The 26,087-nt window shown below is 69.1% G+C and carries 25 protein-coding genes; 10 read left to right on the top strand and 15 right to left on the bottom strand.

Translation table 11 applies throughout. The annotated features are described in order from the left end of the window. Positions 1–1,107 (top strand): pyridoxal phosphate-dependent aminotransferase, encoded by a 1,107-nt coding sequence (locus tag HARCEL1_RS02420; protein WP_108381015.1) that lies wholly within the window; start codon positions 1–3, stop codon positions 1,105–1,107. Here the strand turns inward: HARCEL1_RS02420 and HARCEL1_RS02415 are convergent. Further along, a complete protein-coding gene (locus HARCEL1_RS02415; protein ID WP_108381014.1) occupies positions 1,104–2,177 on the bottom strand; it encodes an mRNA surveillance protein pelota in 1,074 nt (357 codons plus the stop codon). The genes HARCEL1_RS02420 and HARCEL1_RS02415 overlap by 4 nt on opposite strands. Positions 2,178–2,294: 117 nt before the next feature. Between HARCEL1_RS02415 and HARCEL1_RS02410 the strand changes: the two genes are divergently transcribed. Beyond that, positions 2,295–2,939 (top strand): hypothetical protein, encoded by a 645-nt coding sequence (locus HARCEL1_RS02410; RefSeq protein ID WP_108381013.1) that lies wholly within the window; start codon positions 2,295–2,297, stop codon positions 2,937–2,939. A 27-nt stretch (positions 2,940–2,966) separates the two neighbouring features. On the opposite strand, the gene rqcH is transcribed toward HARCEL1_RS02410, so the two are convergent. Next, positions 2,967–5,081, bottom strand: coding sequence for a ribosome rescue protein RqcH (gene rqcH / locus HARCEL1_RS02405; RefSeq protein WP_108381012.1), 2,115 nt, complete (start codon positions 5,079–5,081; stop codon positions 2,967–2,969). A gap of 84 nt (positions 5,082–5,165) precedes the next feature. Beyond that, positions 5,166–5,603 carry an acyl-CoA thioesterase gene (locus tag HARCEL1_RS02400; RefSeq protein ID WP_108381011.1) on the bottom strand — a complete coding sequence of 146 codons (438 nt, stop codon included), beginning with the start codon at positions 5,601–5,603 and terminating at the stop codon, positions 5,166–5,168. Positions 5,604–5,718: 115 nt separating this feature from the next. On the opposite strand from HARCEL1_RS02400, the gene HARCEL1_RS02395 reads away from it, so the two are divergent. Next, positions 5,719–5,970 carry an AbrB/MazE/SpoVT family DNA-binding domain-containing protein gene (locus tag HARCEL1_RS02395; protein ID WP_108381010.1) on the top strand — a complete coding sequence of 84 codons (252 nt, stop codon included), beginning with the start codon at positions 5,719–5,721 and terminating at the stop codon, positions 5,968–5,970. 65 nt (positions 5,971–6,035) lie between these two features. Here the strand turns inward: HARCEL1_RS02395 and HARCEL1_RS02390 are convergent, their stop codons facing one another. Next, positions 6,036–8,387 (bottom strand): ATP-dependent DNA helicase, encoded by a 2,352-nt coding sequence (locus HARCEL1_RS02390; protein ID WP_108381009.1) that lies wholly within the window; start codon positions 8,385–8,387, stop codon positions 6,036–6,038. Positions 8,388–8,495: 108 nt separating this feature from the next. Between HARCEL1_RS02390 and HARCEL1_RS02385 the strand changes: the two genes are divergently transcribed. Beyond that, positions 8,496–9,557 (top strand): NADH dehydrogenase subunit, encoded by a 1,062-nt coding sequence (locus tag HARCEL1_RS02385; protein ID WP_108381008.1) that lies wholly within the window; start codon positions 8,496–8,498, stop codon positions 9,555–9,557. Positions 9,558–9,657: 100 nt separating this feature from the next. Here HARCEL1_RS02385 and HARCEL1_RS02380 read toward each other — a convergent pair whose 3' ends face one another. Next, positions 9,658–11,532, bottom strand: a complete 1,875-nt coding sequence (locus tag HARCEL1_RS02380; protein WP_159076983.1) for a fibronectin type III domain-containing protein — start codon at positions 11,530–11,532, stop codon at positions 9,658–9,660. 208 nt (positions 11,533–11,740) lie between these two features. Continuing rightward, the gene (locus tag HARCEL1_RS02375; protein WP_108381006.1) at positions 11,741–12,736 is read right to left on the bottom strand and encodes a class I SAM-dependent methyltransferase; all 996 of its coding nucleotides are present in this window, start codon (positions 12,734–12,736) and stop codon (positions 11,741–11,743) included. A gap of 85 nt (positions 12,737–12,821) precedes the next feature. On the opposite strand from HARCEL1_RS02375, the gene HARCEL1_RS02370 reads away from it, so the two are divergent. Beyond that, positions 12,822–13,448, top strand: a complete 627-nt coding sequence (locus HARCEL1_RS02370; RefSeq protein WP_159076982.1) for a hypothetical protein — start codon at positions 12,822–12,824, stop codon at positions 13,446–13,448. Positions 13,449–13,490: 42 nt separating this feature from the next. On the opposite strand, the gene HARCEL1_RS02365 is transcribed toward HARCEL1_RS02370, so the two are convergent. The 3 genes from HARCEL1_RS02365 to glmS all read right to left on the bottom strand — a co-directional run bounded on the left by HARCEL1_RS02365 (position 13,491) and on the right by glmS (position 17,285). Beyond that, positions 13,491–14,186 (bottom strand): 6-hydroxymethylpterin diphosphokinase MptE-like protein, encoded by a 696-nt coding sequence (locus tag HARCEL1_RS02365; RefSeq protein WP_108381004.1) that lies wholly within the window; start codon positions 14,184–14,186, stop codon positions 13,491–13,493. Then, positions 14,186–15,403: a dihydropteroate synthase gene (gene folP / locus HARCEL1_RS02360; protein WP_108381003.1), complete on the bottom strand. Its 1,218-nt coding sequence runs from the start codon at positions 15,401–15,403 to the stop codon at positions 14,186–14,188. Before folP ends, HARCEL1_RS02365 begins: the two co-directional genes overlap by 1 nt. 76 nt (positions 15,404–15,479) lie before the next feature. Further along, a complete protein-coding gene (gene glmS / locus HARCEL1_RS02355) occupies positions 15,480–17,285 on the bottom strand; it encodes a glutamine--fructose-6-phosphate transaminase (isomerizing) (protein WP_108381002.1) in 1,806 nt (601 codons plus the stop codon). A 136-nt stretch (positions 17,286–17,421) separates the two neighbouring features. On the opposite strand from glmS, the gene HARCEL1_RS02350 reads away from it, so the two are divergent. Then, positions 17,422–17,931 carry a pyruvoyl-dependent arginine decarboxylase gene (locus tag HARCEL1_RS02350; protein ID WP_108381001.1) on the top strand — a complete coding sequence of 170 codons (510 nt, stop codon included), beginning with the start codon at positions 17,422–17,424 and terminating at the stop codon, positions 17,929–17,931. A 28-nt stretch (positions 17,932–17,959) separates the two neighbouring features. After that, positions 17,960–18,304: a DUF5811 family protein gene (locus tag HARCEL1_RS02345; RefSeq protein WP_108381000.1), complete on the top strand. Its 345-nt coding sequence runs from the start codon at positions 17,960–17,962 to the stop codon at positions 18,302–18,304. Positions 18,305–18,435: 131 nt separating this feature from the next. On the opposite strand, the gene HARCEL1_RS02340 is transcribed toward HARCEL1_RS02345, so the two are convergent. The 4 genes from HARCEL1_RS02340 to HARCEL1_RS02325 form a co-directional block, all read right to left on the bottom strand. Further along, entirely contained in the window at positions 18,436–20,013 is a 1,578-nt protein-coding gene (locus HARCEL1_RS02340; protein WP_159076981.1) for an NAD(P)-dependent oxidoreductase, read from the bottom strand. A gap of 94 nt (positions 20,014–20,107) precedes the next feature. Beyond that, the gene (locus HARCEL1_RS02335; protein ID WP_108380998.1) at positions 20,108–20,488 is read right to left on the bottom strand and encodes a hypothetical protein; all 381 of its coding nucleotides are present in this window, start codon (positions 20,486–20,488) and stop codon (positions 20,108–20,110) included. After that, positions 20,485–21,474 carry a DUF7490 domain-containing protein gene (locus HARCEL1_RS02330; RefSeq protein WP_108380997.1) on the bottom strand — a complete coding sequence of 330 codons (990 nt, stop codon included), beginning with the start codon at positions 21,472–21,474 and terminating at the stop codon, positions 20,485–20,487. The genes HARCEL1_RS02335 and HARCEL1_RS02330 overlap by 4 nt, the downstream gene beginning before the upstream one ends. Before the next feature lie 69 nt (positions 21,475–21,543). Then, positions 21,544–22,299, bottom strand: coding sequence for a DUF2797 domain-containing protein (locus tag HARCEL1_RS02325; protein WP_108380996.1), 756 nt, complete (start codon positions 22,297–22,299; stop codon positions 21,544–21,546). A 78-nt stretch (positions 22,300–22,377) separates the two neighbouring features. Between HARCEL1_RS02325 and HARCEL1_RS02320 the strand changes: the two genes are divergently transcribed. Both HARCEL1_RS02320 and HARCEL1_RS02315 read left to right on the top strand, forming a co-directional pair. Continuing rightward, positions 22,378–22,986, top strand: a complete 609-nt coding sequence (locus HARCEL1_RS02320) for a DsbA family protein (RefSeq protein ID WP_108380995.1) — start codon at positions 22,378–22,380, stop codon at positions 22,984–22,986. Position 22,987: 1 nt separating this feature from the next. Next, a complete protein-coding gene (locus tag HARCEL1_RS02315; RefSeq protein WP_108380994.1) occupies positions 22,988–23,605 on the top strand; it encodes a tRNA (cytidine(56)-2'-O)-methyltransferase in 618 nt (205 codons plus the stop codon). Here HARCEL1_RS02315 and surE read toward each other — a convergent pair. Then, complete coding sequence (gene surE, locus HARCEL1_RS02310) at positions 23,587–24,381, bottom strand: 5'/3'-nucleotidase SurE (RefSeq protein WP_108380993.1); 795 nt, start codon at positions 24,379–24,381, stop codon at positions 23,587–23,589. The genes HARCEL1_RS02315 and surE overlap by 19 nt on opposite strands. A gap of 108 nt (positions 24,382–24,489) precedes the next feature. Beyond that, on the bottom strand, positions 24,490–25,194 hold the full coding sequence (locus tag HARCEL1_RS02305) for a DUF4013 domain-containing protein (RefSeq protein ID WP_108380992.1): 705 nt from the start codon (positions 25,192–25,194) through the stop codon (positions 24,490–24,492). Positions 25,195–25,314: 120 nt separating this feature from the next. Between HARCEL1_RS02305 and HARCEL1_RS02300 the strand changes: the two genes are divergently transcribed. Further along, positions 25,315–26,019 (top strand): undecaprenyl diphosphate synthase family protein, encoded by a 705-nt coding sequence (locus HARCEL1_RS02300; protein ID WP_108380991.1) that lies wholly within the window; start codon positions 25,315–25,317, stop codon positions 26,017–26,019. Positions 26,020–26,087: the final 68 nt, after the last annotated feature.

The raw sequence follows: 26,087 nt of genomic DNA, 5'->3' as shown, positions 1-26,087 counted from the left end.
ATGGAGTATCGACGCCCGCAGTTCTATCGGGTGATGGCCGCCGCCAGGAGCGCCGACCGCGACGTGGTCGATTGCGCCCGGGGCAGTCCCGACTGGGGGCCACCCGAGGGGGTGCGCGACGGGCTTCGATCGATGGCCGCCGCCGATCCGAACGCCTACGAGTACCCGCCAGCGGCCGGTCTCGACCGTCTGCGGCGGGCGATCGCCGATCGACGGGGTGTCGACCCGGAGCGCGTGCTCGTGACCAACGGCGCCGGCGCGGCCAATCACGTCGCGATGGCGACCGCACTCGCCGAGCGGGGGTCAGAGATCGTCGCCGCCGACCCCGTCTATCCCTACTACGCCGGTCGGGCGAGTCTCCTCGGCAACCGGGCACGACTCGTCCCGGTCGACGACGAGGGGCGACTCGATCCCGACGCCGTCCGCGCAGCCGCGAGCACCGACACCGCCGCGGTCGTGATCACGACACCGAACAATCCGACGGGGCAGACGCTCTCGGCCGACGCGATCGACGAACTGGCGGCGATCGCGGCCCACTTCGACGCGATCCTGATCAGCGACGAGGTGTACGACCACTTCGTCTTTGCTGGTCGCCACCAGAGCGCACTCGACGCGGACGCGCCCGCGGTCGTGACGAACTCCTTCTCGAAGACGCTCGCCGTCCCGGGCCTCCGGGTGGGGTATCTCGTCGCGCCCGCCGATCTGATCGACGACATCGAATCCCGGCATTTGCTCACGAACGTCGCGACGACGCGGCCGGGCCAGCGCGCCGTCGCGCGGGCGCTCGAAACCACCCGGCCAGACTGGTACGCTACGAATCGCCGTCGGGTCCAGGATCGGATCGCGACCTTTACCGCCGGGCTCGACGCGATCGGTGCGGAGTACTACCAGCCCGACGGCGGGTTCTACGTGTTCGCGCGCCTGCCCGGCGTCGGCGGAAGTTTCGACGCCGTCTTCGAGATGATCGAGTCGGGCGGCGTCGCCGCGATGCCCGGCGCGGCGTTCGGTGACGCCCGGTCTGAGTGGTTGCGCTTCTCGATGCTCACCCCGCGGATCGAGACCGCCGTCGATCGACTCACCGAGTACGTGGCCACGGTCGAAAATTAGGTCTCGTCGATCCGATAGCGCAGGAGTGCGGCGATCCCGCCGAGGTTCGCGAGTTGCTGACCGGGGTCGAACTCCGCGGAGAAGACCGTCACGTCGCCGCCCTGCTGTTCGGTCCGTTCGATGATCGCCTCGGCGTCGATCGCCTCCCAGGCCTCGCCGCGGCGGGCGCGCTGGAGGCGCCGATCGAGGACGAGTAACTCCTCGATCGCGCCGTATTCGGCGGCCGTTTCGACCGACTCGGGCCCGTACGCGACCGCGCCGTCCGCGCCGATGCGCTCCATGACCTCGTCGATCGACGCGGCCTCCGCGGCGATGCGGGTCTCGTCTTGAATCTCGTCGACGACGCCGCGTTTGAGCACTTCGTGGACGCCGCGATCGCCGACCGCGCTCGTATCGACCGTGCGGATCGACCCCGCGAGATCGGCGTCTCGATCCGCGATGTAGTCGAGTGCGTCCTGTTTGGTAAAGCCCGGGCCCGCGAGCACGAGGGCGTCGGCGTCGGTCCGCTGGAGGACGGCATAGAGGTCCTCGAACAACTCCTCGCGATCGCGGGCGTACTCGCCTTTCCCTGTGGGCCCGCTGATCGAAGCGCGCTCTTCGGTGCCGTACTGGGCGACAGTGTGCAGATAGGCCTGGCCCTCCTCGACGGTCGCGATCGCGACGCTCGGCGCGTCGGTCGCCGCGACGGCATCCGAAATGCGATCGCGCTGGTCGGGCTTCCACGTCTTCTCGATTTCGAGTTCGTCGTGGACCTCGACGTTGATCGTGTGGTGCATCCCGAGCTGGTCCTCCCGGGAGCAGTCCACGATCTCGCCGCCGACGCGGAGGCGGTCGGCGAACTTCGCGAACTCGGTCGACTCGACCGCGAGTTCGAGCCAGAGGTGTTCGCGTTCGCCGCCGGTGTCCCGGAGGTTCTCCTCGTTGCGCTGGATCCGCCGGGTGGTGTCGCCCGCGACGAGATCCTCGGGTTCGAGGACAAAGGATAGGTGCCAGAGATCGTCGAGGGACTCGGGGACGAGCGTCCAGCGCTCGCGACCGCCCTCGACTGGCTGGCGCGAATCGACGCGCATACCGGCGGGTCGGGCGGCGTGGGCACGTGTCTGTCGGTCTGCGGTGGGGTCCCGACGAGCCCGAAACGTCGCCAGCGATGACAATCCATATGACCGATCGCGTCCTGACCGATCGACATGGACGAGCGGGAGCGACTGCCGGTGGCGCTGTTCGTGGTCGTCGGGTTCGTCCTCCTCACCGGGCAGGTCCAGTTCGGGGATGGCACCCGATTCGTCTTCGCGATCGTGCTCGCGCTGACTGCCGACGCCGCCATCCTCGCATCAGAGCGCTGGTCGTGGGACCCCGATGCGATACCGCGCGTCCATCGCTACGGCGTGGCATGCTGTGTGCTGGTCGCAACGAGCGTCGCGCTGTTCGATCTCCTCCCGTCGAATCGGACGGTACAGGCCACGCTCACCCTCGTTCCCCTGGGATACGTGTTCGTACTCGGGGCGGACCTCGGGACCGACCATCACGTGCCGATCGTTTTCGCTCCCGATCGTGCCACGACAGAACTCGAAGCGCTCCCCTCGATCCAACACTCCGGTGCGATCGCCTGCTTCGTGACTTACATGAGCATCACGGTGAACGGCAACCTGCCGGAGAACCCCTGGATACTGGCGCTCGTCGTCCTCACGCCGTTTCTGTACTACTTTCTCCTGGGGGTGCTCGTCGGGACTCCGAAGCCTGGGCCGGTGTCCACTCCCGAAACACCGACCGGGAGAGACAGCGAGTGCGCTCCCGGGTACGAACGCGGCGAGACACCGATCCAGGACGATTGAGCCCGACCTCCCGGCGACCGGGACCCGCTACTCCTCGACCATCCGACTCCCACCGGGCGGACAGAACTCCTGAATCAGGTCGGGACTCGCGATCTTTCGCACGAAGGATTCGTCGGTGAATCGGTCTTTGAACTCCCTGTAGAGGCGTTTCGCGATGTCGTTCTGGGCGTATCTTCCGGGTTCGAGTTCGATCGCCGTCGCCGCCTGCCTCTCGATGGCCGCCGGCGGCCCACCGATCACGCGGGTCTCTGGCTCGCAGGCGATCCCGACGGCGACACCGACGGGGGTGTCCTCGTGATAGGTGCGATCGCCGCGGATCGCGAACCCGCCGGTCTCGAGGTACTCCCCGCTCTCGGGCGTCTTCGAGACCTGGTCGGGCCCGACCTCGTAGACGTCCGCGGCGTACCGCCCGTCTTTCCAGACCGAGGAATAGGAGACCGCGAACTGCGCGGCCTCCTCGCGCGACCGGTCGGGAATCGTCAGATCGTCGGGCACCGACTCGCTGGGCCCCGTCGCCTTCAGCACCGTCACGGGCCCGCCCTCGGCCTGGGTGTGGAAGAACCGATCGCCGGGCCCGAGGTACTTCTTGACGATCTGTTCGTTGTCCTCGGCGTTGCGCCCACCGATGACGAGCAGGCCGTCCGAAGTCCGGAACCAGCGGAACTGCTCGTACCAGTCCTCCTCGCTGCGGATCGGGATCGAGTCACGCGCGAGCCAGTCGGTCGGGATGTCGTCTGCGGACTCCTCGTCGTCCGCGTCCGCGCCGGAGTCCGCTTCTGCGGCGCGGGCCTGGCGCTCGCGGATCGCTTCCAGTTCCGAGCGGGTCTGTTCGAGCGCCTGTTTCGCACCCTCTTTTTTGCCCTCGACGGACTTCGCATCGCGATAGATGCGATCGGCGTTCTTCTCGACGCCGTTTCGCGGATCGAGCGTGACTCGATCGCCGTCGATCGTCAGATCGACCGTGCCGGACTCGGGATCGATGCCCTCGACGGCTTCGCCCGCCGGAATCCCGCGCTCGGCGGCTTCGTCGAGTGTCGCCTCGATATCCGTCCACGCCGTATCGGCCTCGCGGGCCTCGCGGATCGTCTCGAGGACCTCCGCGACGAGATCGTAGTGGGCATAGAGCGCTTCGGCCTGCTCGCGCAACTGTGCGGCCTCGCGGTCGAACTCCTCGATCGCGCCCTCCTGCTGGTCGATGATCCGCTGTTTGGTCTCGATCTCCTGGTCGAAGTCCGGTCCAGAATCGACCGCGCTCTCGCTCGTGGCGCTCTGGACCTGCGCGCGCTCGTGGAAGTACCGATCGAGTGCGTCGTTGAACGAGTCGACGGACTCCGCGTCGAGGTCCTCGTACTCCTGGAGTGCGACGGGCGTCGCGTCGACGGGCGAGTCGTCCTCGCGATAGATCTGGGGGTCGAGATCGCCGGATTCGAGCTGGTCACCCAGCGCGTCGATCGCGTCGACGATGGCGTCGAGTTGGTCGTCGGTGACTTCGCTCACGTCGAGGTTGTAGGGGACGCCCGCTCGCGAGCAGAGTTCCTCGCCGTAGAGCCCACCGAATTCGAGTTGGGTCGCGAGCGTCCGGACGACGTCCGAATCGGATTGGTGAAACTGCTCGCGGATCGCGTCCGGGGTGGCCTCGAACGGCTCGAACGGCGCTTCGGGCGTCTCGTAGGGCTCACCCGGCGCGACCGTTCGCGACCGCAGGCGGACCGTTCGCAGACAGTCGATGACGACGCCCTCGCTGTCGAGCACGGCGAGGTTGCCGTCACCGAACAGTTCCGCGACGATCGTCGTCGCGTCGTCCGATCGCTCGAAGCGCAGTTCGATGACGCGATCGAACGCGAACTGCTCGACGGCGGCGAGTTCCGCGCCCTTGAGTCGGTTCCGGAGCATCATCGCGAAGTCGGGCGGCCGTTCGGGCGCGTCGGGCACCCGATCGGGATCCGCGAGGTGGACGCGCTTGGGGTCGTCGAGTTCACAGAGGAGTTCGATCCGCCCGTGGTCGTACTCGCGACATTTCAGGCGGAGGAGATCGCGCTCGGGGTAGAGATAGGCTTTTTCGAGGGCCGCGCCCCGGATCGCCCGGAGTTCGGCGACGAGCGCCCGGCAGTCGACGCTCGTGAGTTCGCGTTTCGGGTCCATACCGGCCCGTACCGGCCCCGCGGCAAAGTGGTGTCGGAGCACGGCGCGTGTGACCAGCGGCGCTGGCGATCGTCGGCGGACCAGTCACTCCAGGCCGTCGAGCGCGTCGCGTTGCAGACGCTCACACCGATCGCTCTCGACGGTCAACTCCGGGACTGCGGTGGGTTGCATCTCCTCGTCGACGGCGACGAAGACGAAATACGAGTCGGTGGTCTGCTCGCGCTCGGCCGTCCGCGGTTCCTCGCGATAGGCCCGCAGGCGCACGTCGATACTCGACCGGCCGGCACGGAAGACGTACGACTCGATCACACAGATCTCACCCTCGGGGACCGGGCGCTCGAAGTGGAGTTCGTTGATCCGCGCGGTCACGCAGGTCGTCTCGGCGTGGCGCATCGCGGACATCGCGCCGATCTCGTCCATCCACTTGACGATGTTGCCCCCGTGGGCAGTCCCGTAGTTGTTCACGTCGTCGGGCTGGATGCGCTCGCGATTCTCGATGTAGGTGTCGCTGACGCTCGCCATACGCGGGGGTCGTCCGGTGGGGTGAAAACGGTTCGGCGGACGGGGACTGTGGTCTCCGAACCGATTGTGGACGTGTCGTCGCGACGCTTTTCGTCCTCGATCGCGTTGCGCCGATATGAGCGGCGACGATGTCGACGCCGTAAGCACTGTCCAGGGCACCCGGACGGTCATCCCGACCCGCGTTCGGCGCGAACTCGACATCGAGGCAGGCGATCGACTCCGGTGGCACCTGGAATCTGACGACCGCATCCGGGTCGAGGTCGTCACGCAGCCGGGTGGCACGTTCGCCAAGTTCGATGGATACGACCGGACGGAACCGACGGACGCGACGAGCGACCACGATACCTGGGGCTGCGACGACACGTAGCAGATTCCGCGCCGATCCGTCGAAAGGACATCTCGAACCGCTATCGAGAGCGTGTTGTCACCGTGTCACCGCCCGTCCCAGAACCCCGCGATCTGATCCGCGAGAAAGTCGGGCGTCATCCGGACGAACTCCTCGCGCTCCCCGGGCGAGAGATACGCGTGCACGGAGTGCCGTGCGCCCTCGACGTAGCGCCGCCCGGCCAGAATGCGCACGCCGACCTCCTCGGGCCCCCGAATCACCCGGCCGATGGCCTGGCGCGCACGCCGGACCGCGGGCACCGTCAGCGCGTACTCGAAGGCCCGATCCGCCCCGAAGCGCTCGCCGTAGGCGTGTTTGACCGCCCGGACGCGCGGTGAGCCGACGTTCGGCAGCGGGATCCCGACGACCGCCGCGGTCGCGAGTTTCGACCCGTCGTAATCGACGCCCTCGGTGAGCGTCCCGCGCGTGCTCGTGACCATCACTTTCCCCGGCCCGCTGAAAAACTCCGATTTCAGCTCGTCGGTCGCCCGGGCCGAGGAAGACTGATCGATCAGGACTGCGCGGTCGAGGACGCCCTGAAGGTACTCGCCGGCCCACCGCGCCTCCCGGTAGTTCGGCATCGCGATCAGCGCGTTGCCCGGACTCCGGCCCACCGCCCGGAGGATCTGGGCGTAGGCGTCGCGTGTGCTCGACCAGGCAGCCTCGTCGGCGACCGGGTCGCCGCGATTGTGGGCGGTGTAGGCGGGCGCGTCGACGATCCACGACGCGCGATTGGCCTCGGGAAAGCGCAGCGGATAGGATCGCGTCGCGATTGGACGATCGAGGGCGTCCAGCCCCGCGACCTCGGCGAACACGTCGAGTGGCGACAGCGTCGCGCTCATCAGGATGCCCCCACCGAGTTCGTCGAACGTTCGGGCCAGCGATTCGGCAGGCAACGTTTCGTAGGCGACCAGCCCGGCGGTGTAGTGAGCGCGATACCCCTCGACGCGGTCGTCGCTGCGGGGGCTGTACTCCAGTTCGATCTCGCGGAGCACGTCGATCTGGTCGCGTTCGTAATACCGCCGACAGATCGTCCCGACCGCGGCGACGACCGGCGAGCGAGCAAGTGAGAGTTCGCGCAGGGTGTCCTCGACGGCCGCGCCGACGGTGTCGAGGGTGCGCCAGTCCGATCCATCGTAGCCCTCGGCGGCCGCTCGCCCGGTAATATCGTCGCGCTCGGCCGTCTCGGGGTCGCGCAGGGGAATCTCGATCGACTCCTCGGGTGGATCCTCGGGCCACCCGTCGACTTCGCGATCCAGGTGGGCATTGGCGCGGTCGTCGATCCACCCGATCAGATCGTCGTAAAAGTCCCGCGCACGTTCGATCGCGTCGAGGGGTACGTCGTAGGGGTCACAGTGCCGCCGTACGGCGCGTTTCTGCTCGGGATCGCTCTTGGCGTACGTGACGATCCGGTGGCAGTCGTTGCGCGCCTGCACGAGCGTCTGGCGGCCGACCCGATCGGAGAGCAGGTCCCGGACGCGTTCTTCGAGGCGATGGGCCTCGTCGACGATCACGAACGTGCGGTCGTCGAGGATCGCTTCGAGCAGCGCGCGTCCGCCCCCACCGAACAGGTGGTTGTAGTTGCCGACGATCACGTCGGCGTGATCGATCGCGACCGTCATCGCCCGATGCGGGCAGATCCCCGCCTCGGTCGCGGCGGGCAAGTAGTCCTCGGGCGCGACGACGTGGCCCTCTCCGGCGTCGAAGCCGACGGGCGAGCCACGATTCCGGGCGTACCAGTCGGCCTCGAACGCACAGTAGAGCGGCGGGTCATCGCTGTCGGCCATCGCCTCGGGCGCGCGTGGCTGTTCGGGCCGGTAGGGAGCGTCGACGCCGGCGACCCTGAACGACCGCCCACCGAGAGCCTGCTGGCCGCCCGAATCCGGCCGGGCGTGGGCGGCCAGGTCACGGCCTCGCCCGGGATCCCACCACGCGTCGTCGACGTCGCCGCCGAGTGCCACCTCCCCGGCGGGGTCGCGTTGCCCGTCGCCCTCGACCAGGTCGGCAGTCTGCTCGCGAAGCTCCTCACACCGCGATTGCACACCGGTCTTCGGTGGAAAGATCTCACCCAGCGCGAGCGGGCAGAGATCTCTTTTTCCCACGAGGGAGACACCCGCGAGTGGCTCCTCCAGCCCGCGATTCAGCGTCCGGAGGTCGTCGACGAACTGCGCTAACTGCTGTTTGACGGGGGTGACCGCGAGGACGCGCTCGAAACGGTCCTCTCGGACGAGTGTCGCCGCGGCGGTCAGCGCGGCCATCGTCTTGCCCGTCCCGCAGGGGCCTTCGAGCGCAAGATACCCGCCGTCGCGAGCGGTCGCGATGGCGGTCTCGACGGCGTCGGCCTGGCTCTGATACGGCTCGTCGAAGCCGAAATACTCCTCCCAGGCCGCGTCGGTCATCGGCGGGATTCGGGTCCGCCCGCTCAAAAGCGCGCGGGTCGCCACCCGCCGGCCCGCGAGAGCGTCGACGGCCCCGACTTTCTTGTCCCGAGCGGGCGACGGGGCCGCATGCCCGATCGATTCGATCTCGCGAACGTCGTCGACCGCATCCGAAACGCCGGCATCGCCGGGGCCGGCGGTGCAGGCTTTCCGTCCTACGCGAAGTGGGAGCGTCTCGACGAGGTCGAGGCCTTGCTGGTCAACCACCAGGAGAGCGAACCCGACTTCATCAAGGATCGCTGGCTCGGCGTCGAACACGCCGACCGTCTCGCCGCGCTGTTCGAGGCACTCCTTGACCCACTCGATACGATCGTGATCGGGACGAAAGCCAAATACGGCGACGAGTGGATCGATCCACTCCGCAAGGCCACGGGCGCACCCGTCCACGCGCCCGAGGACCTGCCCTTGGACGACCCCGAAGGCGTCGTGATCGCGACGACGCCCGACCGCTACGAGTTCGGCATGGAGAGTGTCCTCCTCCGGGAGATCAGCGGGACGGTCATCGGGCGGGACCTCCCGATGGATCACGGCTGGATCGTCCAGAACACCGAGACGATGGTGAACGTCGGGCGTGCGCTCGCGGAGGGCCGGCCGGTCACCCACAAGTACGTCCACGTCGACGGCGACACGCCACGCCACCGCTTTCTGCGCGTGCCCGTCGGGACCCCCGTGCGTGACCTCCTCGGCGCAGCGGGTCGGCCCAGCGGCATCGGCTCGACCGAACTGCTCGCAGACGGCGGTCCGGGCTGGAGTTTCGAGATCAGCGATCCCGACGCGTTCGGCGTCACCAAACGCACCAACGCCCTCCTCGTGCTGGATCGCGGACTCGCCGACGAACACACCATCGGCCAGGGTCGGATCAACGTGCTCGGGCCACGCGAGTGGCGCGCCCGCCAACTCGAACGCGATCCAGCGGGGATCGATCCCGACGAAGTGCGAGTGCCGCTGCTCTCGAACACCGCTTACGAAGGGCTGGTCAATCGGGGCGACCCGATCGTCAGGCCCGGCGACGAGGTCCAGGTCGGTGACCGAATCGCCGACCCCGGTGGCGATATCGGCCTCCCGCATCACGCCTCGATCGACGGGCGCGTGACGGCCGTCACCGAGTCACACGTCACTATCGAACGATAAGCGGAGTCCGAGCGGCGATCGTCGGGCAGTGCGATGTTTCACGGCGTCACCGGCAACGTTCGGGGCCGCCAGCCCAGATGCGCGGTCCGCGATCGGTGTCTCAGACTGACTCGAACAGTGCCAGGACGTCCTGGATCCCGACCGACCCGTCGTCGTTGAAATCGAACGCGTGGGTCTGTTCGGAGACCAGCGGTCGATCGGACCCGCCGAACAGCGCATTGACGTCCGGGAAGTCCACGCGGCCGTTGCCGGTGATATCCTCGAAGCGGCCGTCGCCGTCGAGGTCCTGTGGGCGGGCATCGCCAGTCAGTGTGGTCACCGGGGCGACGCGAACCGTCGCGGGCCGGGTGACCGCCGGTTGGCTGTCCGGGCCGATCGCCGTCCCGTCGTCGGTCCGGGTGAGCGTCGACACGCTGCAGTCGACGGTGACGGACCCGGGATCGCTCCCCGTGAGATCGATCGCGAGCAGGTCGGCGGGGTTTGGGGCGTCCGCGACCGTGAGTTCGACCGAGGCGCGCTGGCCGTCGGCCTCGATGCTGACCTCCAGTTCGTCGGCGTCCGCGCCGCTCTCGACGGCCTCGATCCGGGCGGCCCCCGAACCCGACAGATCGACCGTCCCGGTCAGTTCGACGGGGCTGGCCGGGAGGCCGACGGCTCGAACGGTCGCGCGTATCGGCTCTCCGGCGAGGACGAAGTCGGCCGACGGCTCCACGCGGACGGGGACGCCCGTCTCCACCTCCGGTTCGACACTGACCGACGCCGTGGCGTCGTCCCCGTTGGGCGCGGTGACCTCGATCGCGTCCGGGACCGACCCGAACTGCGCGGACAGCCAGTAGCCCTCGGCGGCGGGCAGATCGTGTGAGGCGGGCCGCGTGTCGAGGGTGGCGCCGACCGGACCGGTCTCGATCGACATCGCGTCGACGAACAGGTCTCGGGCGGCGGGGATCGCCGCGCGACCGCGGACGTGGACGACCCCACCGTCGGGGCCCTCTCGGATGGCGATCGCCTGGATGTCGGGCGGTGGTGCCCGCCCGAGCGCGCACGAGACGTCGCCGGGACGGTCCCGCGCGGCGTACACCTGCTGGGTGGTGGATTCGGAGACGTTACCGTTGGCGTCGATAGCGGACACGCTGACGCTGTACGCTCGGCCCTGGTCCATGTCGGCGGCGTCACGCGGTCGGACACCGATCGTGACCGATCGCTGGTCGGCCGGGACGGTCTCGCGTCGTGGCTGGACGAGCGTTCCAGGTGGTGGATACAGTGGCTGCCACTCGACCCGATATCGATCGACGCCGGCCGTGCCGGGGTCGAACGCGGGCGGCCAGGCCAGCGTGATCGAGTCCGGCGTCCGATCGGTCACCCAGACCGTCGGGGCCCGGGGCGCGCGTGCGTCGCCCGCGGTCTGGACGACGGCCGCCGCCGTCCCGCCCGGTCCACCCGCAGACTCCGACCAGACGTGGGCGAGATACGACCGGCCCGGCGTCAGCTCCGACAGCGTGGTCGTGGTGTCCGCGCATTCGCGCCGGACGACGGCGGGGCGAACGACCCCCTCGCGGATCGGCGCGAGCGCGACCCCGTAGCCCGTCGCCGCCTCGACCGCCGGCCAGGACAGCGTCAGACTCGTCCGAGTGCGCGTATCGACGTCGACCGACGCCGGGGCGAGTGTCGAGGCTTCGCCGGTCGTGACCGTCTTCGGGAGCGACCAGACGGCCATGCCCTTGCAGACCCGGACGCTGTACTCCGTTTCGGGCGCGATCGGCAGTCGATCGAGCGTGATCGACGTCCCCGTCGTCGTCTGCTCGTAGGTGGTCTCGCCCCAGGTCACCTCGACGAGTGATTCGGCCCCCGAGTCGTAATCCTCGTCGCCCCACGCGATGGTGACGCTCGTCGGATCCTGTTCGCGAACCTGGAGTTCGAAGGGTGGCAGTGCCGCGCTGGCCGCTCCGACCGCGAGGCCCGTCGTGGCCCCGATCACCCCCGCCGCAGTCCCGAGAAATCGACGTCGTGACTGTCTCCGATCACCGCTCGGTCGGCCCACCATAGTATTGTTCAGCTACAATATGACTATATATAAAATTAAGTACTTCCGGGAGTGGATCGTGACCGTCGCGGAACAGGTAGATCTCGGAGAGCCGTGACAGATCGACGCAGTCGATCGCATCGGTCGTGGCGTGGCCCCGAACTCAGTCGATCCGGGCGTCGACGACGAGGTGATCGACGCCTTCGCTGTACGATTTCACCCGGTGGTGATCGAGCACCTCGATCGTCCGGTCTCGTGCGGCGGCCGATTCGAGACGCTCGATCGGGCGCGTGAGGCCGACTGCGACGGGTGTCGTCTCGTGGTAGTGGACGACGCCACCGGGCACGAGCGCGTCGAGCGCCACGTCGAGGTACTCGTGGGCGTCGTAGTGGCCCATCACCACACGGTCGGCGGCCACACGCGGCGCGACATCGCGACAGTCCGCGCGATAGGGCGCGATCCGGTCGTCGAGGTCGTTCAACCGGGTGTTCTCCAGGAGGTAGCGGAAGGCGTCGGGATTGCGCTCGACGGCGGTGACGCCCGCGCCGCCGGCGGCCATCGGCAGCGAAAAGTAGCCGATGCCGGCGAACATGTCGAGTACTTCCTCGCCCGGTTCGACCACTTCGCCCATGCGCGCCCGTTCGGCTTTGTTCCCCGGCGAGAACATGACATCGCGAACGTCGAACGCGTACGCGATCCCGTGTTCGCGGTGGACGACAGCGGTGTCACCCGTGCCCGCGATCACCTCGACCGACGGTTCGCGATGTGGCCCGTCGATCGAATCGCGATCGACGACGGTGTCGGCCTCGTGGTGCAGATCCAGGAGTGCTGCGCCGCATTCTGCGGGACGAGGAGCGTCGCCCATCTCGACGAGGATGACCGACCCGAGGACGGCCCACGACCCGGGCGCGCGCTCGATCTCGTCGTCGGTCCAGCCCCGCGCCCGCAACCGGTCGTCGAGCGTGCGCTCGCGGGCCGGCCCGGCCTGCTGGACGACCTCGCGATGGGGAACGTCCGGAACCTCGGTGACTGGAATCGCAACGGCGTCGGGGCCGTGTTCGCGGACCGCTCGATCCGCGTCGTAGACGCCCGCCTCGCGGCACGCCTCGATGACCGACTCGGCACGGGGCTTCGCGACGACGACCGCGAGCTCGCTCATCGCCGCGGGTTCGATCGGTGAGGCCGAAACCGTTGCGATCGCACCCGCCAGAACGCTTTTGCGCGCGTTCGTGGTTGGTGTCCCCATGGCAACCTCCGAACGGGACCCGCGATCGGGGTCGGTCGAGGCCCTCCGCGAGCGGGCCCGAACGTTCGACGTCGGGGAATCGGTGGCGATCGGGGCGGGCGCGATGATCGCGACGTACGTCCTGACACTCCTCCTGGTCGTGCTCACCGCCGACGCGATCGATCTCGGCGCCGGGCCGCTGTTGACCTACGTCGGCTTTCTGACCTACAGCGCCCACCACGTCCCCGCCGTCGGTGAGAGCGTCTCGATCATGGCGCTCGATCAGGCGAGCATCTCGACGGCGAAGTTCGCCGCCTACAGCGCGATTCCGATGGTCGTCAGCCTGTGCGCGGGCGGTGTCGCGACGCTCCGATCGGGGCGGCGCGACGGCGCGCCCGAAGACGCGCTGTTCGCGGCGCTCTCGGTCGCCGCTGGCTACGCCACCGTCTCGACGTTCGGGAGTCTGCTCGTCACCTCGACGACGACCGGCGGGACCGCCGTCTCGGTCGACACCGTTCAGGCCGCCCTGTACGGGTTGGCGTACCCGCTGGGGTTCGGCCTGCTCGCGGCGGCCATCCTCCAGTTCGCGCGCTATCTCACCGTTCGGGTCGATACCGACGGGGAGCCTCGCGAGTCGAGCGAGTAACTGATCAGACCGCGAGCGCAAAGCAGCGATCGATCCTCGGAGTCAGGCGATCGAATCGGGCAGATCGAGCGCCTCGCGTCGCCCGTCGAGAACGGAAAACTGCTCGCCACGACGCCGTTCGAGCCAGGCGAGCAGGCGGGCCGCCCAGTCGAGTTTGCGCGCCTTCACCGAGTCCGTGGCGGCGTCGACCGGGTGGTCGAGGTCCCACCCCGGAAATCGAAGGCGTTCGGCCCCGCAGTGATCGGCGGCGAACGCGGCGCGATCGCCGTCGGTGAACCCACCGAGATTCACGACCGGGGGGCGCGGGCGGACCTGCGTGGTCGGAACCAGTCGGTCGATCGGGAACTGGGGGACCCAGCGGTCGATCGCCGCGCGGTTGTCGCCGTGGGCGTGAACGGCGACCGGAACGCCGTCGGTCGCGGCCGCGAGCACCGCGTGGGGCGTCCCGTCGAGGTCGGTCACGACCAGATCGATCGGAACGTCGGCCTCGCGGAGCGCGCTCGTCGCCGTGGAGACGGCGACGACGTGATCGGGGTCCAGAGCGCGACACTCCGCGACCGGATCGCCCGCTGGCCCGACGATAGCGACCACCGCGTCGAGAGTGGGCAGCGCGGCCCGGGGGTCGGCCCCGTCGGCCAGCGCGCCGAGACGGTCACGAGCGGCCCGGTCGGCGTCACGGTCGAACCCGAAGTCGGCCCGGATCGCCTCGTAGACGGGGGCCCAGGTGTCGAACTCCATCACTCGATCGAGACGACCGACTCCGGGCGGTCGGTCGGTGTCGCGAGCGTGTCAGCGATCCACGCGAGGTCGCTCGCGAGGCCCGCAGGCGCGTCGACCCGATCGGCCAGACGCTGGAACGCCGCGGGCGACCCGCTGAGGAGTGTCCCGTCGGAGCCAGCGGCGACGGTCACGCCCGCCGACGGGGCGGCCGCGGCGAGGCGCTCGCGTGCCGACGCGTCCACGTCGAGTTCGATCGTCCGGGCGACCATTTCGGGTGCACTCACGGGGTCGGCCCCGACGCGGCGACACTCGCGTTCGGCCGCGTCGACTGACCGGACGAGACGCTCGCGAACGTCGCGGCCGGGGGCCTGGGCCGGCGCGGCCGCAAACGCCGCGCCGACGGTCGCGGCGTCGGCGGTCGCCTGCACGTCGTGGGTTCGGATCATGTCCGCACCGCGGGCGACCGCGAGTGCGGTCGCCGCCAGACTCACGGGGAGTGCGTCCTCGGTCGAGCGGTCACACAACTCCCGGAGGAACGATTTGCGGTGCAACGAGACCAGAATGGGGCGATCGAGCGCGCGGAGTTCGCCGAGGCGGGCGAGCAGCGCGCGGTCCTGATCGAGCGTCTGGGCGTCCGACCAGCGCCCGAAGGCGGGATCGACGATCGTCTGCTCGGTCAGCGGGTCGCGTTCGAGCGCGGCGACGGTCCGATCGACGTGATCTGCCTGCTCGGCCCACGCGGGCGAGCGCTCGCTCGCCCAGTCGATGGCCTCGACGACGCCAGGGCGGTCGAGGTCGTCCGGGCCGGCCATCGTCACGACGGGCGCGTCGCGCTCTCTGCAGACGGGGGCCATCTCCGGGTCGGCAAACCCACAGATATCGTTCACCATGTCGAACCCCCCGTCGAGGGCGGCAGCGGCGACCTCGGCGTAGCGGGTCTCGATCGAGAAGGCGACGTCGGCGTCGACACGGTCGACGACGCCCAGCGCGACCTCTAGGCGCTCACACTCTTCGGCGGCCGAGAGCGTCTCGTACCGCCGATTCGCGGATTCGAGGCCGATATCGATCACGTCGGCACCGGCCGCGGCGAGATCGGCGGCGTGATCGGCCGCGCTCGCGGGATCGGTGTGGACGCTGGGATCGTAGGGTGAGCGTTCGCTCACGTTCAACACGCCGACGATCCGGGGCGGGTGGCCGGGCCCGATCGGGAGGTCGCCGGCCGTCACGGTGGTCATAGGGAGGGATCGGCGGGCACGCCCAAAGACGTTCGCCCGGCGGCAGTCGCTCGACGGTGACGCCGGCCGGCGGCAGTCACTCGACGGTGACGCTTTTCGCGAGATGCCGGGGGCGGTCGATCGGGCGGTCCAGTTCGCGTGCGAGGTGATAGGCCAGCAGTTGGGTCTGGACGGTCGCGAGGATCGCCGCCGCGGGCTGTGGGGCCGCCGGGATCGAGAGGGTGTGATCAACGACGCTCGGGTCGCCCGCGTCGGTGCGCCCGTCGGTGATCGCGACGATCGGTGCGCCACGCGACGCGATCTCACGGACGTTCGTCACGCATTTTTCGGCGTGAACGCCGTCGCCGGTGACGAGCGCGATCACGGGCGTCGACTCGCTGACGAGCGCGAGCGGGCCGTGTTTGAACTCGCCGGCGGGAAAGCCCTGCGCGGGCGCGTACGTGAGTTCGGTCGTCTTGAGCGCGCCCTCTTTGGCGATCGGGACCTGCAGGCCCCGCCCGAGGAAGACGTACGAATCGCCGTCGGTGAGCGAGCGCGCGACGCTCGCGGCCGCACTCTCCGCGAGGACGTGCTGGACCTGGTCGGGGAGCGCGCGGAGCGCGTCGAGGACGCTCTGCTCGGGACCGGTCACCGCCTGGACGAGCAGTTCGAGCGTGACCAGCGACGCGGTGACGCTTTTGGTCGCCGCGACGCTGACCTCCGGGCCCGCTCGCACGGGCAGGGTGAAATCGACGGCCCGGGAAATCGACGCATGCGGGGCGTTCGTCACCGCGACGGTCGTCGCAGCGCGGTCCGTGACCGCCGCGAGCGCCGCGAGCGTGTCGGCGGTCTCGCCGCTCTGGGTGACCGCGACGACGAGGGCGTCGTCGATCGGCGGCGGATCGGTCGCGACCTCGCTGGCGATCGCCGCCTGGGCGGGCACGCTCGCCGCGCGGAATCGTCGGGCGGCGACACTCGCGGCGCGGTGGCTCGACCCCGCCGCGACGAGCAGCACCTCGCTCGGGTCGTCGATCGCGGAGTCGAGCGTGACGCGATCACCGTCGATCGCGGAGTCGACCCGGTCGCCGTCGATCCGACCCGCGAGCGCCTGGCCGAGGACGCGTGGCTGCTCGTCGATCTCCTTGCGCATATACGAGTCGTACGCGCCCAGTCCGGTCGCGCCCGACTCCCAGTCGACGGTCTCGACCGGGCGCTCGCGCGGCGTGCCGTCGATCGCGGTGATCGCGTAGCCGTCGGGCCGGACACACACCACGTCGCCGTCCGCGAGATGACAGACCCGATCGGTAAAGGGCCTGATCGCGGGCACGTCACTCGCGAGCGTGAGCGGGGCGTCGATCCCGACGACCAGCGGCGACCCACGGCGCACGCCGACGACGCCCTCGAACCCGGCGATCGCGACGACGAACGCGAACTGCCCGTCGAGGCGGTCCGTCGCGGCCCGGACCGCCGCCGTGGGGTCGTGGCCCTCGGCCAGAGCGTCCTCGATCAGGTGTGGGACGACCGCCGTGTCGGTCTCGCCCTCGATGCTATGGCCCGCGGCGTCGAGCGTTTGCCGGAGCGTCGGGGCGTTCTCGATCACGCCGTTGTGGACGACCGCGACCCGATCCGTGCAGTCCACCTGTGGGTGGGCGTTCGCCTCGGTCGGCGGGCCGTGCGTGCTCCAGCGGGTGTGGCCGATCCCCACGGAGCCAGCGGCGGGGACCGCGTCCGCGACCGCGCGGGGGTCGGCGACCGGGCCCGCCCGACGGCGGACGTGGAGTGTGTCGTCGCCGATCGCGAGGCCCGCCGAGTCGTAGCCCCGGTATTCGAGGCGATCGAGGCCGTCGAGGACGATCTCGCGGGTGCGATCGCCCGCGCCGACGACAGCGACGATCCCGCACATCACGGGCCCTCCGGCGGCGTGGACGACGGCCCCCGCGCGTCCATCGAGTCGTGCATGGGCCGGCCAGGGCCGCTCGCGGCTTAGGCCTGCCGGGGCGAACCGAAACGGCTTCCGGGCCCGATCGCCCACCCTCTGTATGGCATCGATCAGGGTGGTCGCCGCGACGGGGCGCGGTCCGACCCACACCGCCGCGTTCGACGACGCGCTCGCGGCGGTCGACGCCCACGACTACAATCTGATCGACCTCTCGTCTGTCGTGCCGCCCGACGCGACCATCGAGCGCTGTGAGCGCCTCCCGGATCTCGGCCCGATCGGCGGCGGATTGTGCGTCGTCCGCGCGTCGGCCACGGTCGCGCCCGACGCCGATCGGCCCGTAGGCGCGGCGGTCGGATGGGACCGCACCGCCTCGGGAGCGGGCGTGTTCTACGAGGAGGAGGGTCCGGACCCCGCGGCGGTCGAACGACGCGTCCGCGAGGGCATCGCCCACGCCCGGGCGATCCGGCCGGATCGCGACTGGGACGGCGACCCGACGGTCGTCACTTCGCGGGCCGACCCCGGATCGGCGGTCGGCGCGGCGGTCGTGCTCGCGGCAGTCGGGCGGGCCCACTCCCTGCTCGGTCGTTCGCCCAGGGCGGGAGACTTATAAGCGGTTCTCGCGTACGTTTGAAGAACCGATGTATGGAAACGTGTCGTTCGAAGACGATGACGACGTCACGCTCTCGCCCGCCGAGCGGGATCGGCTTCGGCGCGAGATCGAATCCGTCGCCGCCGCGACTCGCGACCTCTTGCCCGGCGAGTTCGTGGTCGGCTCGGAGTTGACCGACGGCTCTGACGGTCCGCTCGCGACCGTCGCCGTCCAGCCACCGGTCGGCGCTCCCATCAGCGGTGGGTACAACCCGGAGGACGGTATCGAGATCGACGCCGAGAAACGCCAGGAGTTCGCGCGCGGCCTGGCCGCGAGTGCGGCCCTGCAGGTCAAGCGGTCGATGGGTGAGGTCACCGCGCCGCCCGCCCAGTAAATCGCGACGAGCGAGTCCACACCAGGGGTCCGGGGGGGACCTCGAACGACCGATTCCGTCGCTAAAGCGATCCAGTGTTTTCGAGCGGCGAGCGTGGCGAATCGGCGTCCGCCGGGGAGTTAACAGCCCCCTCAGAGATCCAGCGAGACCAGATCGAGGTCCTCGACGCGGTCGTCCGCGAGGATCTCACTGACCAGGTCGTCGGAGGGGCGTTCGTCGAGGTTGTACACCGTCAGCGAGTCGCCGCCGACGGTCTCGCGGCTGTTGAACATGCCCGCGATGTTGACCTCGTGCTCACCGAGGATCGTCCCGATCGTGCCGATCACGCCCGGCGCGTCGTCGTTGTGGACGAGCATCATCGTGCCGTAGGGCACGATCTCGACGCGATAGTCCGCGATTCTGACGATCCGGCTCTCGCCGTCGGCAAACTGCGTCCCGCTGACGCTCGCGGACTCGTCGTCCGCCGTCGCGGTGACGGTCACGAGATTCCGGAAGTCCTGGGCCTCGCTCGCGGTCTCGACAGAGACGTCGACGCCCGCGTCGGCGGCCACCGCGTGGGCGTTGGCGTCGGTCGCGTCGTACCCCAGCGCGTCGAGTGCGCCCGTCAGGCCAGCCACGGCGGCGATGTCGATCTCTTCGTCGGCCACGGGCCCCGCAAAGGAGATGGTGATCCCGTCGGCCGACTCCGCGAGCAACTGGACGGCGATCCGGCCGGCCGTCTCGGCCAGATCGGCGTACGGTTCGACGGTCGGATACCGGTCTTCGGGGATCGATGGCGTGTTGAGCGCCTGCGGGACGCGCTCGCCGGCGAGCGCGTCGACGACCGTCTCCGCGATACGCCGGGCCGCGCCCGTCGGCGCGGGGCGCGCCTCGGTCGCGAGTTCGGGCGTCGTGATGACGTTTTCGACCTCACGCAGCGGGCTGTCCGCGGGCAGCGGTGTCGTCTCGAAGGCGTCGAGCGCCGCGCCTTCGAGCACGCCGTCGTCGACGGCATCAGCGAGTGCGGGTTCGTCGATCGCCGCCCCGCCGGTCACGTCGACGAGATAGCCACCCGCGAGCGCGTCGAAGTCGTCGGCGTCGAGTGCCGGAATCTCGCCGCGACCCTCGTGGACGGAGAGGATGTCCGCCGTCTCCAGCACCGTCGCCAGGTCGTCGACGAGTGTCGCGCCGATCCGGCGGGCCTGGTCGTCGTCCGCGCCCGGATCGAAGGCGATCACGTCCATGTCGAGACCGGCGAGGCGACTCGCGATCTCCTGGCCGACCTCGTCGAGACCGAGGACGCCGAGCGTCTTGCCGTCGAGTTCGTGGCCGATGATCGGGCCTTTGGCCCACTCGCCACCCCGCAGACGACGGTGGCCCTGGGGGATCTTTCGGGCCGTCGCGAACGTCATCCCGACGGCGAACTCCGCGACCGCCCGGACCGACGCTCGTGGCGCGGTCGTGACGAGCACGCCCCGATCGGTGGCGGCCTCGACGTCCACGTTCGTCACGTCGACGCCGAGCACGCCGATCACGGCGAGCGCGTCGGACGCGTCGATCACGTCGGCGTCGACCGTCTGGTCGGCACCGACGACGAGTCCCGACGCGCCGGGCAGCGCGTCGATCAGCGCCGCGCGATCCCCGGCCGGCACGACCTCGATCGAGTGGCCTGCGTCACGCAGGCGGTCTTGGCCGGACGAATCGAGTGCGTCCGTTACGATGACCGTCATACGAGAGTGGTCAGTTGCGGCCCGCATAACAGTTGTTTTCTGCCGACGACGCGACGGCGCGATCGGACCCGGTCCGGACGCGTTCGGCGGGCGCTTACACGTCGAATCGTCGGCGGACGATCAGCGAGATGCCGATCCCGGCGACTCCGAGCACGACCAGATTGAAGACGGTGTGGAAGATCGGTTGGAATCGGCCACCGACCCAGACGTTGATCGCGCCGTTGGCACTGACGTACGCCCCGATGACGGCGATCACCGCGAGCAGGGAGAGGCCGGCGAGCGCGGTGTACTCCATGGCACGAACGACTCGCTCGCCCGACAGCCCGTCAGCATCCGTCCCGGCGGTCGCGGGGGTCGGTTCGGTCGTGGCGCTCGCGGCGGTCGTGTCGGCCTCAGCGCTCGCGGCGCTCGAATCGGCCCCAGCAGTGCTCGCGGACGGTGCGTCGGTCGTGGTCTCGGCGTCGTGATCTGTCATCTATTATCACCTCGAAGTCGCATCGCAACCGCTGTCGCGAGGAGTGCCGCCAGGGCCGCCAGGACCCCGAATCCGGGGCCCTCCTCGGTGCTCGTCTCCTCGATCATCTCGTCGGAGCCGTCGGTCCCGCCGTCCCGGACGAACTCCTCGGCCTCGAACTCGACGTCCTCGAAGGTCGTGTCGTTCGACAGTTCGCGTTCGGGATCGAGATCCACCACGGAGGTCGCTGAACTCACGACGACGCCCTCGTGGGAGATGATCGCGTCGATCCGATAGGCGTAGCCGGACGGGACCTCCAGCCGTCCGGTCGGGCGAACGGCCACACCGGAGTCGATCGTATCGACCGTCACGGTCGTCCGGTCAGCGACGACGTTCGAATCCGACTGTCGAGCGACGAGTTCGACCGAGACGTCGCCCGCCGATTCAGTGCCCGTGTTCCAGAGGCGCACGCCCACGTCGAACGACGTCCGGTCGCCACCGGTCGATCCGATCGACGTCTCGATGGTCTGGACGCCGGAGTCGAATCGTTTGAACGCGATCGGAGAGGGTGAGAGCCCCTCGACGTTGCGCAACTGTGTGGACTCGCGGCCGACCCGCTGGCCGTTCTCGTAGAGCACGACCGTCACGGTGTAATCACCCGATCGCTCGACGGTCAGCGTCGGCCGTGCCGTGCGTTCGCGATCACCGGTCACGTTGTCGATCGCGATGGTCGTCTCGGCCGCGATCAGGCCGCTCGCGTCGTCGATCGCCCGCACCCGCGCGGTCACGTTCTCGGCGGGGCCACCGCCGTGGCTCACCGCGACGGGAAACGAGAACGTCGCGGCGTTGCCCGACGCCTCGACCGGATCGACGCCCACCTCCGTGATCGAGAGGTAACTCGACGGTTCGGTCTCCTCAGCGATCGCCCCCGGGACGACCAACAGCGCCACCAGCGCCAGCACGCAGAGGCCAGCCACGCCGGCCGCGAGATATCGTTCACGTTTCACGAGTGATGATGCTCGGTGATCCGGTAAGTGTTTTCTCCCTCGATGTTCGCGGTCGGACCGCCGACGGCGTCACTCGAAGGCGCCGAGGGCGGCCTGGCGGCGACGATCCGATCGTTCCGCGGTCACCTCGTGGCCGACCAGATCACGCAGGTCGACCGCGACGGTCGTCGGGCCCGCTGCGAGAAGCGCGACCCGGCCTTTGGTCGCCCGGACGGTCCCGGTCGCGACGGTCTCGCGGATCGGGCGGTGGTCCAGATCGACACCGTACTCGAACGCGTACGTCGCCTCGTGGTCGAACGCCGCGAGGAGGGTCTCCCAGGCGTCGGGGTCGACCGATCGGTGGAGGCCATCGATTTTCGTCGCGACGCGGACGCTGTCTCCGATCCGCTCTGCGATCTGGGCCTCGATCTGTCGGGCCCGTCGGCCGTCCGCGACCGTCCGAAGGTGAGCGGCCCGATCGGCCCCCTGCTCGCGCAGGCGTGTCTCCAGTCGCCAGTCGCGGGTGACGCCCACCTTGAATTCGTCGGGCGCGAACGCCGCCAGGTAGATCGCATGTGGTTCCCGACAGGATTCGAGCGGGAGCGCACAGTCACCCGTACACCGGGCGCAGGGCCAGCGGTCGGTGTGGCGATCGCAGTACGGGGCCGCCGAGCGGTCACAGGACTCGTGGCGGTCGCCCTCGACTCGACCGGCACACCGGCGGGGGCCGAGCGTGTACGCCAGGTCGGCCCCCGGAGCGAGTGGAACGCGATCGACCGCCCCCTCACTCGCGAGAGCGAGCGCCGCCGGTTCGTCCGTCCGCGCGCGATACCCGACGATCTGCACGCGTCGACTACCGGCGGCCAGCCCAAAACCCTGGCCTTCGATGGCGTCGTTTATGTCGGCCGGGTACCACCAGTCTGTATGCGAAATACGAATCCGACACGACGCCGGTTCGTCGGGGGCGTCGCCGCCGCGGGCGCTGCGGCCCTCGCCGGGTGTGGCGACAGCACCAGCGAGGCGGAACTGTCGACCCCGGTCCGCGGTGACCCCGAGGCCGACGTCACGGTCGCGGTCTACTCCGACTTTCGGTGTCCACACTGTGCGCGCTACGCCATGCAGTCGTATCCGAACGGCGTCAGCCAGTTCGTCGAGAACGAACGGATCCGATACGAACACCACGACTTCCCCATCCCCGTCTCCGATCAGTCTCGGCCGGCGGCCAACGCCGCCCGGGCCGTCCAGTACGAACTCGGAGACGCGGCGTTCTGGACGGTCGCAGAGGGGCTGTTCGAAGGGTATAGCGATCTCGGGCCGTCGCTGTACGGCAGCCTCGCAGAAGAGGTCGGAGCCGATCCCGAGACGATCAAAGCGGCCGCCAGCGAGGGCCGCTACGCGGCGACGATCGACGCCGACAAATCGAGCGGCCAGGACCGCGGCGTCACCCAGACGCCGACCATCTTCGTCGACGGTGAGGCGTTGTCCGGCTACGGGGCGAAACGAGTGACTGCAGCGATCGAGGACGCCCTGTAGCATGTCCGATGGGGGGTCGCTACCGGGCGAGCGGGTCGTCGTCTGCCGGATCGGTCACCGGCCCGGGCGTGACGAGCGCACCACCACCCACGTCGGCCTGACCGCGCGGGCGCTCGGCGCGGACGCGCTGTGGCTCGAACCCGCCGCCGCGGGCCGACGAGCGACCGTCGAGGACATCACCGACCGGTTCGGTGGCCCGTTCGAGGTCTCGGTCCCCGACGACCCGATCCGGCGAATCGGGCGGTTCGACGGTCGGGTCGTCCACCTCACGATGTACGGCGAACCCGTCGCAGACGTGGTCCCCGATATCCGGTCGGGCCAGCGCGAGCGACCCCTCCTGGTCGTCGTCGGCGGCGGGAAAGTGCCGCGCCAGGTGTACGACCACGCCGACCACAACGTCGCGGTGACCAGCCAGCCCCACTCCGAAATCGCCGCGCTCGCGGTCTTTCTCGATCGGTTGTTCGAGGGCCGCGAACTCGACCGGCGCTTCGCAGACGCCGATCGCCGGGTGATCCCCCAGGAGGCGGGCAAGCGCGTCGTCGACGCCACTGACGGCGGGTCGCCACGATCGGCCGAGACCGACGCCGACGGCAACGGCAATCAGGCCGAAGAGTCGTAATCGGTGGCCAGCGCGTCGAGTGCGTCGTGGTGTTCGGTCGTGTGCGGCGCGGTCAGCGGCGAGACGCTCACCGCCCCGTCCATGATCGCCCGCCGATCGGTGTCTTCGGGGTCGGGCACGTCGTCGTCGGCCATGCGCTCCCAGATGCGATCTTTCAAAGAGAGGTCTGACCCGTCCCGCACCGCGTCCATGTCGTAGACCGTCGAGGGGCGCGTCACCCGCATTCCCGCGGGGTCGCCGTCGGCCATCGGGGCGTTGACGTTGAGGTAGCCCGCCCGGTCGAACACGCCCGCCTCGACGGCGTTCTCGACGAGAAATCGTGTCGCCCGGACGGCCTCGCGATACGCCGCGGGATCGGTCGTGACTGCGGCCGCCGAGAGGTCCTCACCGACGGGGATGTACATCGAGGCGGCGATCGCCGGCCGGTTCCAGAAGGCCGCCTCGACCGCCGCACCGACGGTTCCCGACCGCCCGAGCGTGTACGCCCCGAGGTTCGCGCCGCCGTTGACCCCCGAGACGACGAGGTCGGTCTCCGGCGCGAGTGAGGCCAGGCCCGCGACCACGCAGTCCGCGGGCGTGCCGTCGACGGCGTAGCCGTGCTCGCGCTCGTGAATCCGGACGGTGTCGGACATCGACCGCCCGACGGCACTGCGATCGTCGGCCGGAGCGACGACGGTGACCGATCCGACGTCGGTGAGCGCATCGCGAAGCACCTGGAGCCCCGTCGCGTCGATGCCGTCGTCGTTCGTGAGCAAGATCTGTGGGCCGTCAGTCATGCCGTCTCAACGGGTGAATCGTACAAAGGTCCAGCGCCACTCGACGAGCGGGTCACAGCCGTGACACGCTCACAGCGGGCCGACCGACCGGACTCCACCGCGTCCCGATCAGATCGCCTTCGCCACGGCGATGCCGTAGAGGTGATTGATCGCCATGCCGATGAAGACGCTTATCGGAATCGTGATGACGAGCGCGACGATGTTGCCGAGGATGGGGACGATTCCGAACAGGCCGTTGACGAATCCCATCACGAAGCCGCCCAGGAGGCCGATCACGAGTGCGATCACCCACGCTTTCGCGTAGTCGCCGTTCAGCAGGATCGTCTTCAGTTGACCGGGGCTGAACGCCGCGACGATGGAGTCCGTGCGGGCGTAGTTCGCCAGTGCCGCCGGCAGGACGTACCACACCACGAGATAGAGGACACCCGAAACGAGCAGGGCGATCAGGACACCGCCGAGGAACGACGCCAGGCCGGCGTCACCACCGAGCAGGACGCCCGTCCCACCGGTGAGGACGAATATGGCGACGAAGACGACGGTCGGAACGAACACGTACACGATCGAGATGATCGCCCCGACGAGCCCCGTCAGGAACAGGTCACCCCACTCCTCGAACTGCGGTGGCGACCGCTGCCCGTCGTAGGAGGTTCTGATGACCGACAGGTAGTATCCGTTGAGAATGATCGCGGGGATCACCAGCCACGAAAAGAAAGCCAGGACCGATCCGATCAACAGTGGCGTGTAGTCGTCACCTTCGAGAGGGTATTCCAGTGCTTCGCTGAACATATCGAACAGTCCTGTGTCGACCATCATATATCCAGTGGGTCCGGTCGGGCGACCGATGGCCCATTCGAGTGGGCGATTCGATGTGGCTCACAGGCCCAGTTCGACGATTCAGAACGCTTTTCACCCGATCCAGCGCGTAAGACAGGTATGCATCTCGGGCTGATTCCGGACGGCCACCGGCGCTACGCCGACGAACGGGGGATTTCGGATCGTCGAGCCTATCTCCAGGCGAAGAACCTGCTCGACGAGATTATCCGCGATCTGGACAGTCTGACCGATCGGTGCAGCGACGAGGTCGAGATGATCGACGAACTGACGGTGTACGCACTCTCCGAGGAGAACCTCCGTCGCGACGAGGAGGAACTCGTCATTCTCTACGACATGCTCGAAGCGTACGCCGACGAGGTCATCGACGAGTTCCCCGGGACGCGCTTCGACGTTCGATGGCTCTCGACGGCCCCGGAGACGATGCCCGCCTCGACCCGCGCGGCGATGGACCGGGTGGCCGACCACTTCACCGGCGAGGAGGTCACGATCAACGTCTTGCTCTCGTATACGGGCACAGCCGACATCGTGAACGCCGCGAACGCCATCGCTGACGGCTCGGCGCCGGTCGACCCGCCCGTCTCGGCCGACGAGTTCGCCGCGGCGCTCGACCTCTCGACCGACATCGACTACGTCGTCCGGACCGGCGACAATCCGCGCCGCGAGTGCCTCTCCGGGTTCCCGATCTGGAACGCCTCGTACGCCGAATACTATCACTACGAGAAGAACTTCCCCGCACTCACCGTCGCGGACATGCAGGCCGCTTTGGACCACGTCACCTCGCTCCGGCGCAACGAGGGCCGGTGACCGCGCCACGACCGACTGCGCGTGATCGGTCGCTGGCGGACGGTTTTTTGAGGATCGTCATCGAACGA

This window comes from Halococcoides cellulosivorans, from assembly GCF_003058365.1.
Taxonomy (GTDB): Archaea; Halobacteriota; Halobacteria; order Halobacteriales; family Haloarculaceae; genus Halococcoides; species Halococcoides cellulosivorans.
Note: the sequence above shows the minus strand (reverse complement) of the source record. Positions and strands in the feature narration are given on the sequence as shown.

What these genes read in the sequence shown, in the direction of transcription:
- HARCEL1_RS02395 (WP_108381010.1), top strand. Translation starts at nt 5,719, where the DNA reads ATGAGCGGCGACGATGTCGACGCCGTAAGCACTGTCCAGGGCACCCGG.
- HARCEL1_RS02320 (WP_108380995.1), top strand. Translation starts at nt 22,378, where the DNA reads ATGCGAAATACGAATCCGACACGACGCCGGTTCGTCGGGGGCGTCGCC.
- HARCEL1_RS02420 (WP_108381015.1), top strand. Translation starts at nt 1, where the DNA reads ATGGAGTATCGACGCCCGCAGTTCTATCGGGTGATGGCCGCCGCCAGG.
- HARCEL1_RS02385 (WP_108381008.1), top strand. Translation starts at nt 8,496, where the DNA reads ATGCCCGATCGATTCGATCTCGCGAACGTCGTCGACCGCATCCGAAAC.
- glmS (WP_108381002.1), bottom strand. Translation starts at nt 17,285, where the DNA reads ATGTGCGGGATCGTCGCTGTCGTCGGCGCGGGCGATCGCACCCGCGAG.
- rqcH (WP_108381012.1), bottom strand. Translation starts at nt 5,081, where the DNA reads ATGGACCCGAAACGCGAACTCACGAGCGTCGACTGCCGGGCGCTCGTC.
- HARCEL1_RS02415 (WP_108381014.1), bottom strand. Translation starts at nt 2,177, where the DNA reads ATGCGCGTCGATTCGCGCCAGCCAGTCGAGGGCGGTCGCGAGCGCTGG.
- HARCEL1_RS02340 (WP_159076981.1), bottom strand. Translation starts at nt 20,013, where the DNA reads ATGACGGTCATCGTAACGGACGCACTCGATTCGTCCGGCCAAGACCGC.
- HARCEL1_RS02400 (WP_108381011.1), bottom strand. Translation starts at nt 5,603, where the DNA reads ATGGCGAGCGTCAGCGACACCTACATCGAGAATCGCGAGCGCATCCAG.
- HARCEL1_RS02300 (WP_108380991.1), top strand. Translation starts at nt 25,315, where the DNA reads ATGCATCTCGGGCTGATTCCGGACGGCCACCGGCGCTACGCCGACGAA.
- HARCEL1_RS02410 (WP_108381013.1), top strand. Translation starts at nt 2,295, where the DNA reads ATGGACGAGCGGGAGCGACTGCCGGTGGCGCTGTTCGTGGTCGTCGGG.
- HARCEL1_RS02390 (WP_108381009.1), bottom strand. Translation starts at nt 8,387, where the DNA reads ATGACCGACGCGGCCTGGGAGGAGTATTTCGGCTTCGACGAGCCGTAT.
- HARCEL1_RS02375 (WP_108381006.1), bottom strand. Translation starts at nt 12,736, where the DNA reads ATGAGCGAGCTCGCGGTCGTCGTCGCGAAGCCCCGTGCCGAGTCGGTC.
- HARCEL1_RS02305 (WP_108380992.1), bottom strand. Translation starts at nt 25,194, where the DNA reads ATGATGGTCGACACAGGACTGTTCGATATGTTCAGCGAAGCACTGGAA.
- HARCEL1_RS02335 (WP_108380998.1), bottom strand. Translation starts at nt 20,488, where the DNA reads ATGACAGATCACGACGCCGAGACCACGACCGACGCACCGTCCGCGAGC.
- HARCEL1_RS02315 (WP_108380994.1), top strand. Translation starts at nt 22,988, where the DNA reads ATGTCCGATGGGGGGTCGCTACCGGGCGAGCGGGTCGTCGTCTGCCGG.
- surE (WP_108380993.1), bottom strand. Translation starts at nt 24,381, where the DNA reads ATGACTGACGGCCCACAGATCTTGCTCACGAACGACGACGGCATCGAC.
- HARCEL1_RS02370 (WP_159076982.1), top strand. Translation starts at nt 12,822, where the DNA reads ATGGCAACCTCCGAACGGGACCCGCGATCGGGGTCGGTCGAGGCCCTC.
- HARCEL1_RS02365 (WP_108381004.1), bottom strand. Translation starts at nt 14,186, where the DNA reads ATGGAGTTCGACACCTGGGCCCCCGTCTACGAGGCGATCCGGGCCGAC.
- HARCEL1_RS02350 (WP_108381001.1), top strand. Translation starts at nt 17,422, where the DNA reads ATGGCATCGATCAGGGTGGTCGCCGCGACGGGGCGCGGTCCGACCCAC.
- HARCEL1_RS02345 (WP_108381000.1), top strand. Translation starts at nt 17,960, where the DNA reads ATGTATGGAAACGTGTCGTTCGAAGACGATGACGACGTCACGCTCTCG.
- folP (WP_108381003.1), bottom strand. Translation starts at nt 15,403, where the DNA reads ATGACCACCGTGACGGCCGGCGACCTCCCGATCGGGCCCGGCCACCCG.